Annotated in this window: 14 protein-coding genes; 1 reads left to right on the top strand and 13 read right to left on the bottom strand. The window is 34.8% G+C overall.

Going from position 1 to position 16,450, the window contains the following annotated elements:
* Positions 1 to 8 precede the first annotated feature (8 nt).
* The 13 genes from ACFSQ0_RS07495 to ACFSQ0_RS07435 form a co-directional block, all read right to left on the bottom strand.
* Positions 9 to 431, bottom strand: a complete 423-nt coding sequence (locus ACFSQ0_RS07495; protein WP_379046412.1) for a Fur family transcriptional regulator — start codon at positions 429 to 431, stop codon at positions 9 to 11.
* A gap of 15 nt (positions 432 to 446) precedes the next feature.
* Positions 447 to 785, bottom strand: a complete 339-nt coding sequence (locus tag ACFSQ0_RS07490; RefSeq protein WP_045079539.1) for a P-II family nitrogen regulator — start codon at positions 783 to 785, stop codon at positions 447 to 449.
* A gap of 115 nt (positions 786 to 900) precedes the next feature.
* The gene (locus tag ACFSQ0_RS07485) at positions 901 to 2,154 is read right to left on the bottom strand and encodes an efflux RND transporter periplasmic adaptor subunit (protein WP_110473894.1); all 1,254 of its coding nucleotides are present in this window, start codon (positions 2,152 to 2,154) and stop codon (positions 901 to 903) included.
* 17 nt (positions 2,155 to 2,171) lie between these two features.
* A complete protein-coding gene (locus ACFSQ0_RS07480) occupies positions 2,172 to 6,587 on the bottom strand; it encodes a CusA/CzcA family heavy metal efflux RND transporter (protein WP_379046407.1) in 4,416 nt (1,471 codons plus the stop codon).
* 117 nt (positions 6,588 to 6,704) lie between these two features.
* Positions 6,705 to 7,037 carry a hypothetical protein gene (locus ACFSQ0_RS07475; protein WP_379046404.1) on the bottom strand — a complete coding sequence of 111 codons (333 nt, stop codon included), beginning with the start codon at positions 7,035 to 7,037 and terminating at the stop codon, positions 6,705 to 6,707.
* 125 nt (positions 7,038 to 7,162) lie between these two features.
* Positions 7,163 to 9,226 (bottom strand): Piwi domain-containing protein, encoded by a 2,064-nt coding sequence (locus tag ACFSQ0_RS07470; RefSeq protein WP_379046401.1) that lies wholly within the window; start codon positions 9,224 to 9,226, stop codon positions 7,163 to 7,165.
* Between the two features lie 20 nt (positions 9,227 to 9,246).
* On the bottom strand, positions 9,247 to 9,540 hold the full coding sequence (locus ACFSQ0_RS07465) for a helix-turn-helix domain-containing protein (protein ID WP_379046398.1): 294 nt from the start codon (positions 9,538 to 9,540) through the stop codon (positions 9,247 to 9,249).
* Between the two features lie 178 nt (positions 9,541 to 9,718).
* The gene (locus ACFSQ0_RS07460; RefSeq protein ID WP_379046395.1) at positions 9,719 to 11,458 is read right to left on the bottom strand and encodes a DUF3987 domain-containing protein; all 1,740 of its coding nucleotides are present in this window, start codon (positions 11,456 to 11,458) and stop codon (positions 9,719 to 9,721) included.
* Positions 11,455 to 12,363 carry a BT4734/BF3469 family protein gene (locus ACFSQ0_RS07455; protein ID WP_379046392.1) on the bottom strand — a complete coding sequence of 303 codons (909 nt, stop codon included), beginning with the start codon at positions 12,361 to 12,363 and terminating at the stop codon, positions 11,455 to 11,457. Before ACFSQ0_RS07455 ends, ACFSQ0_RS07460 begins: the two co-directional genes overlap by 4 nt.
* Positions 12,350 to 12,646, bottom strand: a complete 297-nt coding sequence (locus ACFSQ0_RS07450) for a helix-turn-helix domain-containing protein (protein ID WP_093026612.1) — start codon at positions 12,644 to 12,646, stop codon at positions 12,350 to 12,352. Before ACFSQ0_RS07450 ends, ACFSQ0_RS07455 begins: the two co-directional genes overlap by 14 nt.
* A gap of 2 nt (positions 12,647 to 12,648) precedes the next feature.
* A complete protein-coding gene (locus tag ACFSQ0_RS07445; RefSeq protein WP_093026613.1) occupies positions 12,649 to 12,945 on the bottom strand; it encodes a helix-turn-helix domain-containing protein in 297 nt (98 codons plus the stop codon).
* 211 nt (positions 12,946 to 13,156) lie between these two features.
* Entirely contained in the window at positions 13,157 to 14,161 is a 1,005-nt protein-coding gene (locus tag ACFSQ0_RS07440) for a DUF6617 family protein (protein WP_111126202.1), read from the bottom strand.
* Positions 14,154 to 15,266: a site-specific integrase gene (locus tag ACFSQ0_RS07435; RefSeq protein ID WP_111126203.1), complete on the bottom strand. Its 1,113-nt coding sequence runs from the start codon at positions 15,264 to 15,266 to the stop codon at positions 14,154 to 14,156. Before ACFSQ0_RS07435 ends, ACFSQ0_RS07440 begins: the two co-directional genes overlap by 8 nt.
* 295 nt (positions 15,267 to 15,561) lie before the next feature.
* On the opposite strand from ACFSQ0_RS07435, the gene ACFSQ0_RS07430 reads away from it, so the two are divergent.
* On the top strand, positions 15,562 to 16,356 hold the full coding sequence (locus tag ACFSQ0_RS07430) for a cation transporter (RefSeq protein ID WP_225037337.1): 795 nt from the start codon (positions 15,562 to 15,564) through the stop codon (positions 16,354 to 16,356).
* The last annotated feature ends 94 nt before the right edge of the window (positions 16,357 to 16,450 follow it).

Here is a 16,450-nt window from a genome sequence, read left to right as displayed (position 1 = left end):
CCAAACGTTTAATCCAGATTGTCGCTGCATTTTTCACAAATGCCCTTTACCACCAAGTTGATATCCTCGGTAATGTAGCCATCAGGTAAGTTGATATGAGGGATTTTATACTCTGTTAAACAGACAGTTTCATTACAATTGTTGCAATGAAAGTGTAAATGAAGGTCGTTGCCAACCTCGCACTCACAATTTTCTTCGCAAAGGGCGTATTTTATAACACCTGTCCCATCCTCAATTTGATGTACAATACCTTTTTCCTCAAACGCTTTCATAGTCCTAAATAGGGTGCTTCTTTCACTGACCTTAAAATCCTTTTCCAAATCGCCAAGACTGATGGCCACCTCTAATTCTGCTAAACGCTTATAAGTCATAAGGCGCATAGCCGTAGGTCGTATCCCTTTGCTTTCAAGTAGTTGGACTATTTTTTCCATTTGTGATAAAGTGTTTTATAGGTCGTACCGTTTTAAGGAATCTCCAGTTTTAATCTGAAAGGCATCTTCAATATTTGCTATATATATAATACCATCTCCAGGCCCGTCGGTTTTGGCGTTGGCTATAATTGTTTCAATGGCCGCTTGGGCTTCCTCATTTTGGCAGACCAGTTCCAACTTAACCACTGGACTATCTGTTACGTGAAAATCCAACGACGGTCTTGCACCTTTTGATTTGAATGCGCCAGTGCCTTCTGCTTGTGAAAGGGTCATACTTTCAAATCCATTATCTGATAGTGCTTCAATGACTCTTTGGATTCGGTTCGGTTTTATAAATGCTTTTATTTCCTTCATATTATGAATTTTTTAAATTTTTAATCGATTTTGAACCGAGCCTGTTTTCTAATTTTTAACAAACTAATTAAGACGATAAACAAACTCGGAATCAAAACCTTTGGTTTTTCTTGAATTAATGGTCGTGTTCCAGTTCGCCTTTAACCATTTCAGAAGACAGGTTATAAGCTCCTTTGATGACCACTTTGGCATCCGTTGAAACTTCGGCAGGAAGATTGACTTCAACAAAGCCCAAATCAGTTAGTCCAACCGTTACGGGTACCATTTTAAATTTCATTTTGTTCGCTTCCATTGCTTCATCTTCATCCAAAATAAAAATAAAGGATTGCTCGCCTTCTTTTATAATGGCAGCTTCCGGTACTGCAAAACCTTTTTTCTCGCCCTGCACTATGCGTCCTTCCACGTACATACCCGGCAACAGGTTTTTATCCTTGTTCTCAATATCTGCCAAAACTTCCAATGCTTTTGGGTCAGTATTGAAGGTTTTGCCAACAGACCTAACGGTTGCCTTAAGCAGTTCGTCCGGACGAGAAGCCGTTGAAAAATATATCTGTTGCCCTTTCTTGATTTGCTTTATGTCCTTCTCATATACTTTGAAGTTGACATAAATCTTTGAATTATCGCTTATTGAGAACATTTTGGATTGTTGTGCCACATAATCGCCCAGACTAATCATTACTTCATCCACATAGCCACTTATGGGCGTGATAATGGGAACTGCGGAATATATTTGGCCTTCAGCCACCTTGTCCGGGTTGATGCCCAACAGTCTCAATTGGGAACGCAAACCATTGACGCTGGATGTTGTGGAACGAAATTTTGACTGCGCCATCTGAAATTCCTTGCCAGAAGAAACACCTTTATCATAAAGAGTCTGCTTACGCTCAAAATCCTGTTTCAAAAAGACCAGTTCATCATTTTTTTCCTGATAATCCTGTTGAATTGCAATGATATCTGGATGCTCAATATACGCAAGCACCTGTCCTTTGCTTACGTTATCTCCAGGTACAACTTTTATGGAACTCACATTTCCACCAACAAACGGACTGATGTTCGCCTTGTCCTGTGGGTAAAGTTCCAGCGTACCCGTTACCTTAATGTTGTTCCCTAAATTCCGTTCCTCCAGAGGTTTCATTTCCAAACCGATGGTTTCAGCCTGTTGCTTTGTAAGTTCTACAACGCCTTCTTCCTCACTATGGCCTCCTTCTTCTTCGTCGTGACCTTCTTCGCCGTGTGCATCTTCGCCACCTGCTTCGGTTTTTGATACGCCTTCAGCTTCGTTATGCCCAAGTTCAGATTTTTGGCCATCGTTACAACTCATAAACATAAGCGTAAATAATACGGTACTTACTAATAGTATATTCTTCATTTTTCTTCTTTATTATATTATAGATTACCCAACTGATATTGTACCTCAATAGATTGTTGGTTGTATTGATTGATGTATTCCAAATGTGTTTGCTTTATCCTGATGGCACTGTTAAGGATGGTTATATAGTTGACATAATCTATTTCGCCTTCCTTGGATGCCAATTCTGCGGTGGTTATTTGTTCTTCCGCCAAAAGCAATGCGCCTTCTTCATAATACTGCAATATTTTCCGCGTTTTTTCAAGGGATTTGAACAATTGCGACACCCTACTTTCGGTGGTTGCCTTTTGCTCCAAATATTGATTTTCTGCGACCATTGCATCTGCCTTGGCTGCCTTTATCCTCGATTTCTGCGGAAAAAACCATAACGGAATACTAATACCTGCCTGATAGGTATTGAATCCAGAAACATCATCCACTACTTGCCTTCCAAACGATAAACTGAATTTCGGTAGGAGTTGCGATTTTTCAACACCCACATTTGCTTTACTTACTTCGGCGTTCTGCAACGCATATTGCAATATTGGGTTGTTTGCTACCGAGGTAGAATCCAAATTTGCCATAAAATCCAATGGCTCGTAAAAATCGTTCACCGTTTCAATGCTTTCATCCGTTCCCAAATACTGTTTTAAAGCACGTTTGGCAATTTCAATATCATCATAGGCTTGTTGTTTTAATACTTGTATTTGCTGATATTCCGAAGATGCTGCAATAAATTCCAATTTCCCGGTTTCCCCTGTTTCATAACGCAATTCAGCAGCCTCCCTAAAATTAATATAAACACTATCCAGCTGTTCTGCAAAACGCAACTGTGCCTTGTAATAATTAATTTGGTCATAGGCTTGCATCACATTGCGCACCAACTGTTGTTCATTGGCCACATAAAACTTTTCTCCCAAGGCAATACGCTCTTTGTAAAACTTCGATTTTGAAAATCCTGAAAGCAAATCAATGTTGCCCTGTTGCACACCAATGGTAGTCTGTACTCCGGGAAGATTATTGCCATATTCTTCCTTTCCCGTAAAAACTTGCGTACTGCCCAAGTCGAAACTTGTGCCTTTCATAGCCTGTTCACGTTCTATAAAGGCTTGACTTTCTTTAAGAGAAGGATAATTCTGTTTTGCCAAAGCGATGGCCTCATCCACGGTCAAGGTTTTTGGAATTGTTCCATCTGCATTGGTGTCTTGGGCAAAAGCAGTTCCAGAAGCCATCAAACCGCCAACCATCAATAATACGGTTACAATGTTAGTTGATTTGTTGACATAGCTTATAGCTCCATCGTTATTGTTTCGTTCTTTTCTCGATTCGAGCCAGTAATAAAGAATAGGAATAACCACCAAGGTCAGAAAGGTTGCCGTAAGCATTCCTCCAATCACTACTGTTGCCAATGGTCGTTGTACTTCGGCACCACCAGAGGTGGAAACCGCCATTGGGATAAAGCCCATAATTGTTGTAATGGCTGTCAATAAAATTGGACGTAAACGTTCGTGCGTAGCTTCGTATATACGTTTTTTTATATCTGTCATTCCACTGTCTTTTAGTTCATTGAATTTGTTTATAAGAATCAAGCCGTTTAATACGGCAACTCCGAAGAGTACGATAAACCCGACTCCCGCCGAAATACTGAAAGGCATTCCACGAATCCACAAAACGAAAACGCCACCTATGGCTGCCAAAGGTACCGCCATATAGATCATCAAGGCTTGTGAAAATGAATTCAAAGCAAAGTAAAGCAGAACAAATATTGTTAATAGAACGATTGGGACTACAATCATCAATCGGTCTGATGCTCGTTGTAGGTTTTCAAATGATCCGCCGTAGGTTACAAAATAACCTGGTGGCAGTTTAACATCCGTTTCCAATTTTTGTTGAATTTCCTCGACCATCGATTTTACATCGCGCCCACGAACATTCACGCCCACGGAAGTACGACGAGAGGTATTGTCTCTTGAAATCTGCATTGGTCCGGGTTTATAGCTGATATCTGCCACCTCCTTTAATGGTACTTGTGCACCGTTTGGCAGGTCTATATAAAGGTTTTTTAAGCTATTGATGTCTTGTCGATATTCCTCTGCCAAACGAATGACCACATCGAACCGTTTTTCCCCTTCAAAAATCACACCTGCGGCTTCTCCTGAAAACGATGCACTCACATAATCATTCAGCTTGTCAACGGTTACTCCGTATTGAGCCATTTTTGCGCGGTTATACACCACGGTCATTTGGGGCAAACCACTTGTAGCCTCTACGTTAAGGTCTGCAGCACCCGGAACTTTCCGTATGACCGCAGCAATTTCCTGAACCTTATCTGCCAACACGTTTAAATCTTCTCCATATAATTTGATGGCTACGTCCTCACGAACGCCAGTCAGCAATTCATTAAATCGAAGTTCAACAGGTTGTGTAAACACAAAATTTACGCCGGGAACTACTGAAATTTTTTCTTGAATCTTTTCTATGAGTTCTTCTTTACTATCTGCGGATGTCCATTTACTCTTGTCCTTTTCAAGAATAATATAACTATCCGCAATATCCATAGGCATTGGGTCTGTTGGTATTTCGGCCACACCAATCCTTGAAACTACCGTTTTTACTTCTGGAAATTCATTGATTAAATTCTGAAGTTTTTTTGAAGCCTCAATAGATTCTGTAAGACTGCTCCCTGGTTTTATCAAGGCTTGAAAGGCAATATCGCCTTCATCAAATTTCGGGACAAATTCTGCTCCCATATTGCTAAATACAAATCCTGCAATTAATAGCAATGAAACCGCTCCTATAACCACACCAGCCCTAAAGCGAAGTGCAAAATTTAATATTGGCAGATAGATACGATTCAGAACCCCCATAATTTTATCACTGAACCTATCAATCTTGTTTTCAAATTTGGCAAACCAACTATTTTGATTTTTAGCAGGTTTTAAAAATAATGATGACATCATTGGTACGTAGGTAAGGCAAAGAATAATTGCCCCTAAAACGGCAAAACCAAATGTAAATGCCATTGGTCGAAACATTTTCCCTTCCACACCGGTCAAAAACAGAATAGGTGTAAAAACTATAAGAACAATTAGTTGACCGAAGAAGGCAGAATTCATCATTTTACTTGAAGAGTCATAGGCGATTTCATCCATTTCAGCTTGGTTAATGGCGGTTGTGGATTTTTTCATCCGTTGATGAATGTGGAAAACCGCTCCTTCCACGATAATCACCGCACCATCTACAATAATCCCAAAATCGATCGCACCCAAGGACATTAAATTTGCCCAAATGCCAAATTGTTTCATCAAAATAAATGCAAATAATAGGCATAAAGGGATTACCGACGCTGCTATCAAGCCACCACGGAAGCTTCCTAAAAGCAAGACCAAAACAAATATGACAATAAGGGCACCTTCTATTAGATTTGTTTTAACGGTACTTGTGGTTGCCTCAATAAGTTCACTTCGACTTAAAAAAGCATCAATATAAACGCCTTCCGGTAAGGATTTTTGGATTTCTACAATGCGCTTTTCAACATTTTCTATAACGTTACTTGGACTTTCGCCTTTCAGCATCAGTATTTGTCCACCAACAGATTCGTGGCCATCTTGGGTAAACGCACCATATCGCACCTGATTCCCATAGCCCACTTTTTCAGCGACATCCCGCACTAAAACAGGGCTTCCGTTTTGTGTGGTTACAACGGTGTTTTCCAAATCTTCAATGCTACGCGCCAAACCTTCTCCGCGAATGAAATTTGCTTGGTGGTTTTTCTCGATATAAGCACCACCTGTATTGGCATTGTTCACTTTCAGGGCTTCAAAAACCTGATTCATTGTAATGCCAAAACTTTTTAATTTATCAGGATTTATGGCCACTTCATATTGTTTCACATACCCTCCAAAAGCATTGACCTCGACCACTCCTGGAACTAATGCCATTTGGCGTTTTACAATCCAATCTTGAATAGTACGAAGCTCCATTGCATCGTATTTATCTTCGTAGCCCTCTTTTAGTTTTAGGGTGTATTGGTAAATTTCGCCCAGACCTGTAGTTATTGGTGCCATAAATGGCGTACCAAAGCCTTCAGGAATTTCTCCAGCAACTTCGGTTAATTTCTCTTGCACCAATTGCCGGGGAAGATAAGTGCCTGCCTCGTCCTTAAAAACAATGGTAACTACAGACAACCCAAAACGAGACACCGAACGCAGTTCGATAACATCAGGAAGATTTGCCATTGCCAATTCTACCGGATAGGTTACAAACTGCTCAATATCTTCAGTACCTAAATTTGGGGCAACTGTAATAACCTGTACTTGGTTGTTGGTAATATCGGGTACAGAACCCAGATTTATAGTGGCCATAGACCAAATGCCCGTACCTACAAGTGCCACTATAAAGAGCCCAATAATAAACTTGTTATTAATGGAAAATGAAATGATTTTGTTAATCATAGAAAAAGTATTAATTCAGTTTAAACATCGCAATGCAAAGAGATGCAATGCGTTTATGATGCGATACTTACTTTGAAAAGCATCACGGTAGGATATAACTATCCTAAAAAAACTGAATTATACTTTAGGGGGTTGGAAAAGTGATTCCAAATATCTGGAAGTGAAGTTTACTTTATGTAAATTATATTGTTTTTTCTCTTCAAACTTTAGTCGATTGGTTAAAGCCAAATTATTGTTAGCAATAATTAAAACTAAAGGGTGACAGCATTGATTATGGGAATGGACTGGTGTATTCTCCTTATCTGGGTTGTGATGATGCTCTTCATTTTTTGCATCGCTGTCAATGTAATCTTCAACTACATAATCAAGGAAAGAGTCTCCATAAACTTTATGGTCTTGATAATGGGTAATAATGCTTGAAATTTCTTTAATTGGTCCACAAAAGTCCATATCTATGCTTATCCCTTGAAAAAAGAATAAAATTGACATTGATATGGAAAAGAATATTTTCATAAATTTTGACAAAGATACAAATTAATCGATGCACAGGTTGTGCAAAGAAAAAAGGCTTCGGATTATAAAAACCATAAGGTTTCTTGACCAAAAGGTGGTATTTCCTTGCTTTCAAAACGAGGTGCTATTTCTGCAACCATTTCAGGATATTTAATTGTTATTGGTACGTTTTGTTGACGTAAGGATTTCCAATATAGCCTACTAAATTGATACACTTGCTCTATTAGCTTTCTAATCATTTTACTATCATTTAAAGCCTCTGGTGTAGGACTTGATATTTTAAGTTTTATTGGAAATGAATAACTTGAATGACTTGGGTATTTTACAGTATTGTTATACCTCAAATTATTAAAGAGTAAATATTTATATTCTCCTTTAGGGCCAATATTTATATATGTGCCACTCATTGGAATTAACTCACCATTCCAATTTTGGTCAAAAGCAATAATATCTTGTGATTTAGTTTTATTAATATTAAGAACAAAAAGAGGACAAGGCAATTGAAGTTTATCCATCATTTCTAAAACAGGTTGTATTTCTTCATCCTTCATATCCTTATAAAAGTGAATAACTATTTTTTCAGGTATTTGGTTTGTTGGTACGTATTGATAGATAGCATCACTTAATGCACCCCCTAACTGTTTAACATCAGATTTACTGAAATAATGAAATTCATTAAACCTTCCATTATTTTTAAAACTGAATGCACTTGCTACATATCGAATGTTTTCTTCGGTATTTTTAAATGCACCCACACCAATAACTAATTCATTTTTAGGTTTGACATTTAGTTGCCAAGGTGTACCATCTAATTTTGCTAATAAGGCTAATGAAATGTTTGTTAAATCGTATATGAACTTATGTTGATTTCTTCTAAATCTATCAAACTCTATTACTTGAGATATAATTCTTTTATATAAAAGCTGTTCTTTAACCTTGTAATACACTAACTTTTTTTCAAGATTGGGTTCGTGCTTATTAAAAGGACTTAAATAAATAGCAACATAATTAATATTAGGGTCTGATTTAAAATCTTTTATACCCTTTGCAATTTGAGGTAATGGATTTTCTAAATCATCAAATATTATATTGACATTATTATCGAAATGTGCTAAAACACCTGCATAAATATTTAAACCTTTATACCAACTTGTACCATCTTCCAATAATTTTTGCAATGCTTCTACTTCTTTAGCATAACTTGTATGATGTATAAAGAAGAAATGCACATTATCTAACTGACAAGGATTTAAAGGTTTTAAGTTCTTAAAATCTATTTTGGGATTTCTACCAACACCATTTTGGAACAATAAATCATTACTTTCATCAGTTACTTCACCAATGCGATTTATTTCTACTGGCAGGTAATCATCATTATTTACAGGGATAACTTTCTTAAATTCATCACTTAAAATGAAATGTTGAATAAACTTATCAATTTTGTGTTTATAACCAATATATTTATTGGAATCATCTTTGGGTTCTGGTTTAATTTTAAACGCATTACGTAAATCGTTATTCAAAATGGCAAAAGCCTTTGTGTTATCATCAATAAATTCCTTTTCCTTATGATATTTTAATAACCTCATTTTATATACAACTTTATTAAGATTTGTTGTTGAGGTATGTTTTATAATTTCAGAAATAGGTTTTTTAAACACTTTAGCCATACCATCATAAGAAATAACTAACTCACCATATTCACTAACTTCTTTAATTTGTACTTTGACCGTAAACTTATAATACTGCGCGAAACTTTTATTTTGATATGATCTATTACCTATCCAAATTTGATTATCATTCACAAAGTTTTGACCAACAAGTTTTTTAATGCTATTAAAGAATTTTTTGATACGCCAATTATAATAGTGTTTAATTAAGTCGGTTGGTTGTTCCTTTAGATTGAGTGATAAGGGATGATAGCCTTCTTTTTCGTAAATAAACGATGTGTATATGAAATCAGGGTTTTCTTCTTTTATACCAGGAAACAATTCTTCAATATTGGTTGGAAACTTTGTTTTATAGAGCTTTTGAGCATTACCAATTTTCTCTTTACTTAAATAAAAAGTTATTGGTTTGTCTGGTAAATCAAACGTTATGATATTGAAATAAAGTTCCTGACTCATAATACTTGGGTTTATTAATTCTACTTCTTGCTCAATCTATTAATTTTTTGTTCTACAATTTTGAGGATTTCCGTACTGTTCTTTTCATCTTTTAACATAAAGACAATTTTATCTGCCATCCAGAATTGAAGCAATTCATTTTTATTTTGTTTTAATGCTTTAGCTAATGCTTCAGCTTGCTCTTTACGAGCCATACGAGTACCACGTTCAATTTTACTTAAAAGTGCCGTATCAATATTCATTTGAGAAGCAACTTCTCTTAATAATAATTGCTTTTCTTCTCGTATTTCTCTGATGTATTCTCCAAACGTCATTTTGGGGATATTTTGACTTGTCAATATTTGTCTAATGTAAGAAAAAGAAAATAAGAACTAACAAAAAGATATTAACAATTATAAACAGGAAATGAGGAAGTTAAGGATTTGAGGATATGAATAAAAAAACCTCCCTAAAAAGAGAGGTTTCCTTAAATCCTGTATTTCCTTAAAATCCTTATTGTGCTTTTGTGGGATTTGTATAATTGTTATGTGCTTCCCTATGTATTAGACCAGCATCAACAAATTTAGTAATATAGCCTTCTGCTGTTTTATGAGGAATCTTGTTTTTGTCGGCTATATTTAGGTAATCTTGTCTTGAAAATTGATAAGGTAGTGCTTCTAAAAAACGTTCTTTACGATTGGCTCTTTTTACTTCTTTTTGTTCGATAGGTAAATCGTTAAACACCTTACTACTGTGCTTTACTAATACGCTTATCATTTCCAATGTATTTTCAAAATCTATATCCTCACAATATCTTACTTGGTTTACATCACCATCTTCCATAATGCGAAATACAGAAAACAACATTATAATTCTAAATGCTATTAACCCCAAACGTCTAACAGTTGCTATATAGTCATCGGGTTGAAGATTGAGGTATTTGGTTTGAAGCTTCTCAAAAAACACATTAAACTTTTGTTGTTGCTCGGTTGTTAGCCTTACTTCAATATCAGGATTGTTTTTTAGGGTTTTGTATAACCCAAAAAATTCTTTTCCTAATTGGTCGTAATATTCATCTAAACCATTGGTTGTATCAGTTTGAAAAACGTTCTTCCAAGTAGGTTTGATATTCATATAATAAAACATAAAACGACTAAACAAGCCATTTTCAGCACTTGGAACCAATGCCTGAATCTGCTTTGGTGTACCAGACAACACCGTTGACAAACAAGGTCTTTCAATATCTACATACTCTCTGTCCGTTCTACGATAGTAACTAATGGTTTCGTGGTGGAATGCTTTACGAAAACCATCGGAATAATTACCGTAATCACTTTTAAAAGCTTGTGCTAAAGTATCTCCTTCGGTTTCAAAAATTAACCCTCTACCTTCATTATCCGATATTAATTGATAAACACCTGTTACACTATTGTTAGCCGGAATAAACAGCATTCTTTCAGGTGGTTTACTCGGTTTTTCCATAGTTTCACTTTTGCCCTTATTCATATTATAAGTAGCCATTTCAACTTGATGCTGTTGTTTTAGGGTTTTGGATTGTTCGCGCTTTTCTTTGTGAACAGGATTTACCATATTTTTAATTTGGTTTAATCTCCCTTTTCCTGCTGAAGCAGGTGCAGTAACAAATAAATACAAGTTGCTAAACACTTTCCGTTGGTCGTACACACCAAACAATTTAGGAAAACAAGCACTAAATGCTGTTAATGCACCCAACAACAAAATATCACGTTCTTCATTACTGTCTGATGGTTTTACTACTTGTTGCAAAAATGTTGGGATGTTGTTGTAAACTGTTGTAGGTATTGTTGGCAATGGTTGTTTTTCTTCCTCTGGATGTTGCGATACTTCAACAACTTGTTGTTGCTGTTTTGGTTTAATACCAACTTGATGCAAATGGTGGTATAAGGTTGCTATGCTTATACCGTGTCCTTTTGCTTGTAAGCATTTATTATACTGTTCGTCGCATTCTTTATGGTCGTAACCTGAATAATTTCTGCTAATTCTATGGTAGTAATCACGTCCAGCTTCACCGTATTCCTCTGAAATAGCAAAACCAATATCACGCCACTTTTCATAAGTATCAGTAATATCGATACCTGATTGTTCTAAAGCGTTGATATATGTTTCAATATCATTTGCAACAACCGTTGTCGGTTTGTTGTTGATTGGTTTTTTAGGTACTTCTTTTTGCTCTGGAACAGCTAACCAATCTTTCGGGTTGAATATTTTTGTCATAGCTTTTGATGTCTTTTATGTAGGTATGCCAATGGATCGTGGGATAAAAAACACGCTCTGGAAATGTCTTTACCCGATTGGTCAACCTCTATGTTATATGTATGTTTTATGTAATTGGCCACCGCAATAAAATATTCGTTGTGTGGCACTTTAGATATATCGATTCTAATTATCCATTTTAAGCCTTCACCAGAAGGTGATGTAAACAACAATTCGGTATCAAAATATTCATCGTTTAATAATTGTTGTTTTAGTTCTTCAAGATTTTGTAAATGGTCAAAATCGATTGTTAATAGTGATGAATGCTCTATTAAGCTATCATCATTTCGTTTAGAAAACACGCCTGAAAATGTTACATAATCAAAATGATTTGCTTTAAATTTCCGTGCTTCTTTAGGGTCTTTAATCGCTCTAAATTGCTCTGTGATACTTTTATACTTATTGCTTGTAATACGCTCAAATATTTGATGTAATCTTACTTTTTCTGTTGGAAACACATTTCTAATTGGTGCTCTATAAAAACTGCTGTAAGCATACCAAGTATCATCGGGTGCATCTAACCAGGATAATTCATCTTCTTTTTTAACTTCAAAATTTAGATGCAGTTCCTCATTAATTTTAAGTAACAATTCTTCTTCATTAATACTTTTAAAATGATAGGATGCAAAATCGAATACATCGCCTTTAAAATCGGTTAATTCTGTGTCGTAATGGATTGCTTTATTTTCAACAACATTAATTTGTAATGTTGATTTACCACCGTTAAAAGGATTGCGGGTTATCCCACAGTCCCTTCCTTTTAAGGAAAGGACTGTTGATTTAGGATAATACTGCCTTAATACATAAGCATAAATATTTAACCCGTAATGCGTTTTCTTTAAGATACTTTCTTTACTTATTTCCATCGCATTTAAAATTTGGGTTATAATAATTGCTCTGTAATAGTTCCTCTATATCAGATACTTTGTAATAAAATTTACCTTGTATCTTGCTATATGGAATCGTGCCATTTGAACGGAATGTTTGCAATGTGCGTTGGCTAATATGTAGCGTTTGCATTACATCCTGATTATCAATCCACATATCTTTTAAGCGTTCTGCTCTCGTAGCTCTTATTAATTCGATACGTGCTTTTAAATCCTTAATCTCTTGTGAGAGTGCCAAGAGTAAATCGATAATTTCAGTCATAACTAAATCCTTCCTTTTTTGATTAAATAATTAGCTGCCTGTTGCTCGATTTCATCTTGGGAATCCATACGGTTACGCAGTAACCATTGGTCTAACTCCTGACGTTGGAAATAGATTTTTTTACCATTCGGTTTATAGTGTGGAATGGCTCCCGTACTTGTAAGTTTATACAAGTGCGATTGTGATAGTTCTAAATACTGGCAAGTTTCATTGAAATTCAATACTTGCTTTTGCAACGTTTGTTGTTCTACTAACAACTTTTCGATGCGTTCTAAACGTTCAATTATTTTAACGTCCATCTTATTATAAATTTTAATTTAAAAATGGACTTCTGCGCAAAAGTCATCCTTGATTGTCAAGGACATAACAAATATTGAAAAAGGTGTTTGGTATAACAGAAAAGAGAAAAAATGGTATTATTAAACCATTGTAAAACAATAAGTTATATTGTTTTTGGTATTATCTATTTGGTATTAAGTAGAGAAAATACCACTTTTAAAAGGTGAAGTTTTATTTGATTTGGTCAAGCCAAAAATTGGCTTCAACTAATTTTTGATAGGCTCTTTTTTCAGTACCTAAAAATCTACGGTATTCTTTACCTGCATTACTACTTGGCCCATACCTATAAGCAAAGAATTTATAAATGTGTTTAGGCTCTATTTTTTTAGATGGTTTACTGTCAAAAAATATTCTTTCATTAAAATATTTAGTTTCTGTTAACTTAACCATAAAAGCTGCAAGTAATATTTTATTACCTCTATCCTTTATGAAGTTATATTCATCATCTATAATGCCTTTTTCATTTAATAGCTCCTCTAATTTTGCAAATTCTCTTTGTTTAATCTTATTAATAAGTGCGTTATAGGATAAGACATCATTGTTTTCCTTTCTAAAATCACCTTGTATAGCGTTGAAAATTGAACTTTGTTTTACTTGTTTCCTGACCGTTTTTATTTCTGCACCGGAATAGGATTTTACAATTAACTCTTGAGGTGGTTCTTCATTAAAAAATACTTCGTGCAGTTCTTCTATTGTATAAATTTCAGCATCACTTAATTCTGAAAATCGTTCTTGAAGTTCCATAAAAAGCATCATCGCATTTGCTTTTAAAAATGAAATGATATAGGCTTCATCAGATTTATCATTTTGAATTGGCTTTAAAGACAAACTTTCAACAATAACATTATCTGAAATGTAATTTTTAATCTGGGTTAAATAATTTAAAAATTTACGGTGAGCATTATCATATAGAAAAGACAAGTGATCAGCTGTTGAGTTTGCATCAAGTGCATCATTAATTTGATTAAAATTTTTGATGTACTCGTTTTCTATTAATTTTAAATAGTATTTACGCTTGTTAGAATACGCCTTTTTGAAGTCGATTTCATATTTAGGCGTTGTATTGAGGTATTGCTTTTTAAAGCCTTTTAAAAGCTCTTTAAATTGGTTTTCGGTTCTTTTATCATCAGTAACCTTTTCCACATACAGTAAGTCGATAAATAAGTCTTTAGCCATTTGGGTTAAGGTTTATTCTGTAAGCTGCTTGTTTCTTTTTGTCATCAATTACTTTAGCGTAAATTTGAGTTGTTTTCAAATTCTTATGACCTAACATTTTTGATACTGTATATATATCAGTACCCAAAGTCAGTTGTAATGTTGCAAATGAATGTCGCGCACAATGGAACGTGATATTCTTCTTAATTTCTGCATCACCAACCCATTCTTTTAGTAGGTCATAATTTCTCTGAACGTTATTAATATTCTCGAAAACTTTTTTAGTCGATTCGCCTTTTTCTCCTAACAATTCAAATGCTTGTTCGGAAATTGGTAAGGTTTCAGCTCCTTTAGTTTTCTTTTGCTTAAATCTAATAAAATTTCCATAGGTTTCTGAATATTGGATTTCAGACCATTGAAGTTTTGTAATATCTGACCAACGTAAACCTGTAAGGCAGGAAAATAGAAAAGCATTTTTTAATTGTGGATGTCTGCTATCTGTATTAAAAAGCTTTCTAACTTCTTCTAAAGTTAAAAATTCCATATGTGTATCTTCTTCTTTAAAATTTTCAACTGAAATAGCAGGATTGTATTGAATTACTTTTTCTTTAACAGCTTGTCGTAATACAGCTAAAAGCTTTTTAAAATATGCTGATTTTGTGTTTTGGCTTAATGGTCTTTTACTTCTGGAAAGTGCTTTTTTGTCTAAATACTCTTTAAAACCTTCTACCCACTCTTCATCTATTCTTTCAAAAGAAATTCCCGTAGGATGATAATCTTTTAAATGTTTTAGAGTACTATTCCATACACCTAAATTACCTTTACTTTCTGAACGTCTTTCAATCCATTGTTCTAAATACACGAAAAAATTGCCTTGTTTCTTTTCTTTATTTTCAAAACCATAAATATTATTCTGTACCTCTAAATGTCTTTTGGCTCTGATGCTTTCAGCAAGTTGTAAGATTTTCTTGTTTTCTAATTTCTGCGCTTTAGTTAAGGACCCTTTGTCGGGTTCTGGCGTTAAATATAATTTCAAGTACTCGTATTTACGATTACCGTTTTCGTAATAATCAAGATATAAACTAATTCGTTTCCCTTTTCTACGTTGGCGTAAAGTAACTTTCATTTTCCTTATATTTACTGTGTTATACTATGCGTTTTAAGAGTGTTATATGGGCAACAATACGGCAACAAATATAAGCAAAAAAGGGTAGTTTGGCAACAAAAAAGAATACCAAAAACCCTATAAAACAATGATTAATAGGTAGATAACAAATAAAAGAAAGATAATGAATTTCCTAATCGGAATTTCCTCGCAAATGTACTATCTTGGTTTCTTAATCTGAAAATCCTTGCGGATTTTCACGCAACGAAACCATACACAAACCGTTGTAAGTAATGCCGAAAAACCCAGAAACCAAGTGAATAAAACAATATTTGAAATTACCAAAATGGATTGTCCTTCAGAGGAAAATCTTATCCGAATGAAATTGGACGGAATTTCAAGCATTGCGAATTTGGACTTTGATATTCCGAATCGAAAATTGACCGTTTTTCACAGCGGAGAAATTGACCAAATCGAAAAGTCCGTTATCGAATTGAATTTAGGTGGAAAAAAAATCTCAACGGAACAAACCGACCGTACGGAATTTAAAGAAAACGAAAATCAGAAAAAACTACTTTGGTCTGTACTTGCCATAAATTTTGCTTTTTTCATTATTGAAATGACAACAGGAATTATCTCAAAATCTATGGGACTTGTTGCCGATAGTTTAGATATGCTTGCGGACAGTTTTGTGTACGGAATTAGTTTGTTTGCGGTTGGCGGAACAGTAATAAAGAAAAAACGGATTGCCAAACTTGCTGGATATTTTCAAATAATACTTGCGATTATTGGTTTTGTAGAAGTCTTGAGAAGATTTTTCGGAAACGAGAAACTTCCCGATTTTTCAACAATGATTATAGTTTCGATTTTTGCACTTATTGCAAACGGAATTTGTCTTTATATTTTGCAAAAGTCAAAGAGCAAAGAAGAAGCACATATGAAAGCGAGTATGATTTTCACTTCGAATGACGTGATTATCAATTTGGGAGTAATTATTGCAGGAATTTTAGTGCATTATTTGAGTTCTAATAAGCCTGATTTAATTATCGGAACAATTGTTTTTGCATTGGTAATTCAAGGAGCATTTCGGATTTTGAAATTAAGTAAGTGAACTAAAAAAGCACTACTTACAACAACGTGTATAATTAATGGCTGGTTCTCGCCTACTTACGAAAATCCTCGCGGATTTTCTTTTCGGTTTTTAT

It is taken from the genome of Mesonia sediminis, assembly GCF_042684705.1.
GTDB lineage: Bacteria > Bacteroidota > Bacteroidia > Flavobacteriales > Flavobacteriaceae > Mesonia > Mesonia sediminis.
Note: the sequence above shows the minus strand (reverse complement) of the source record. Positions and strands in the feature narration are given on the sequence as shown.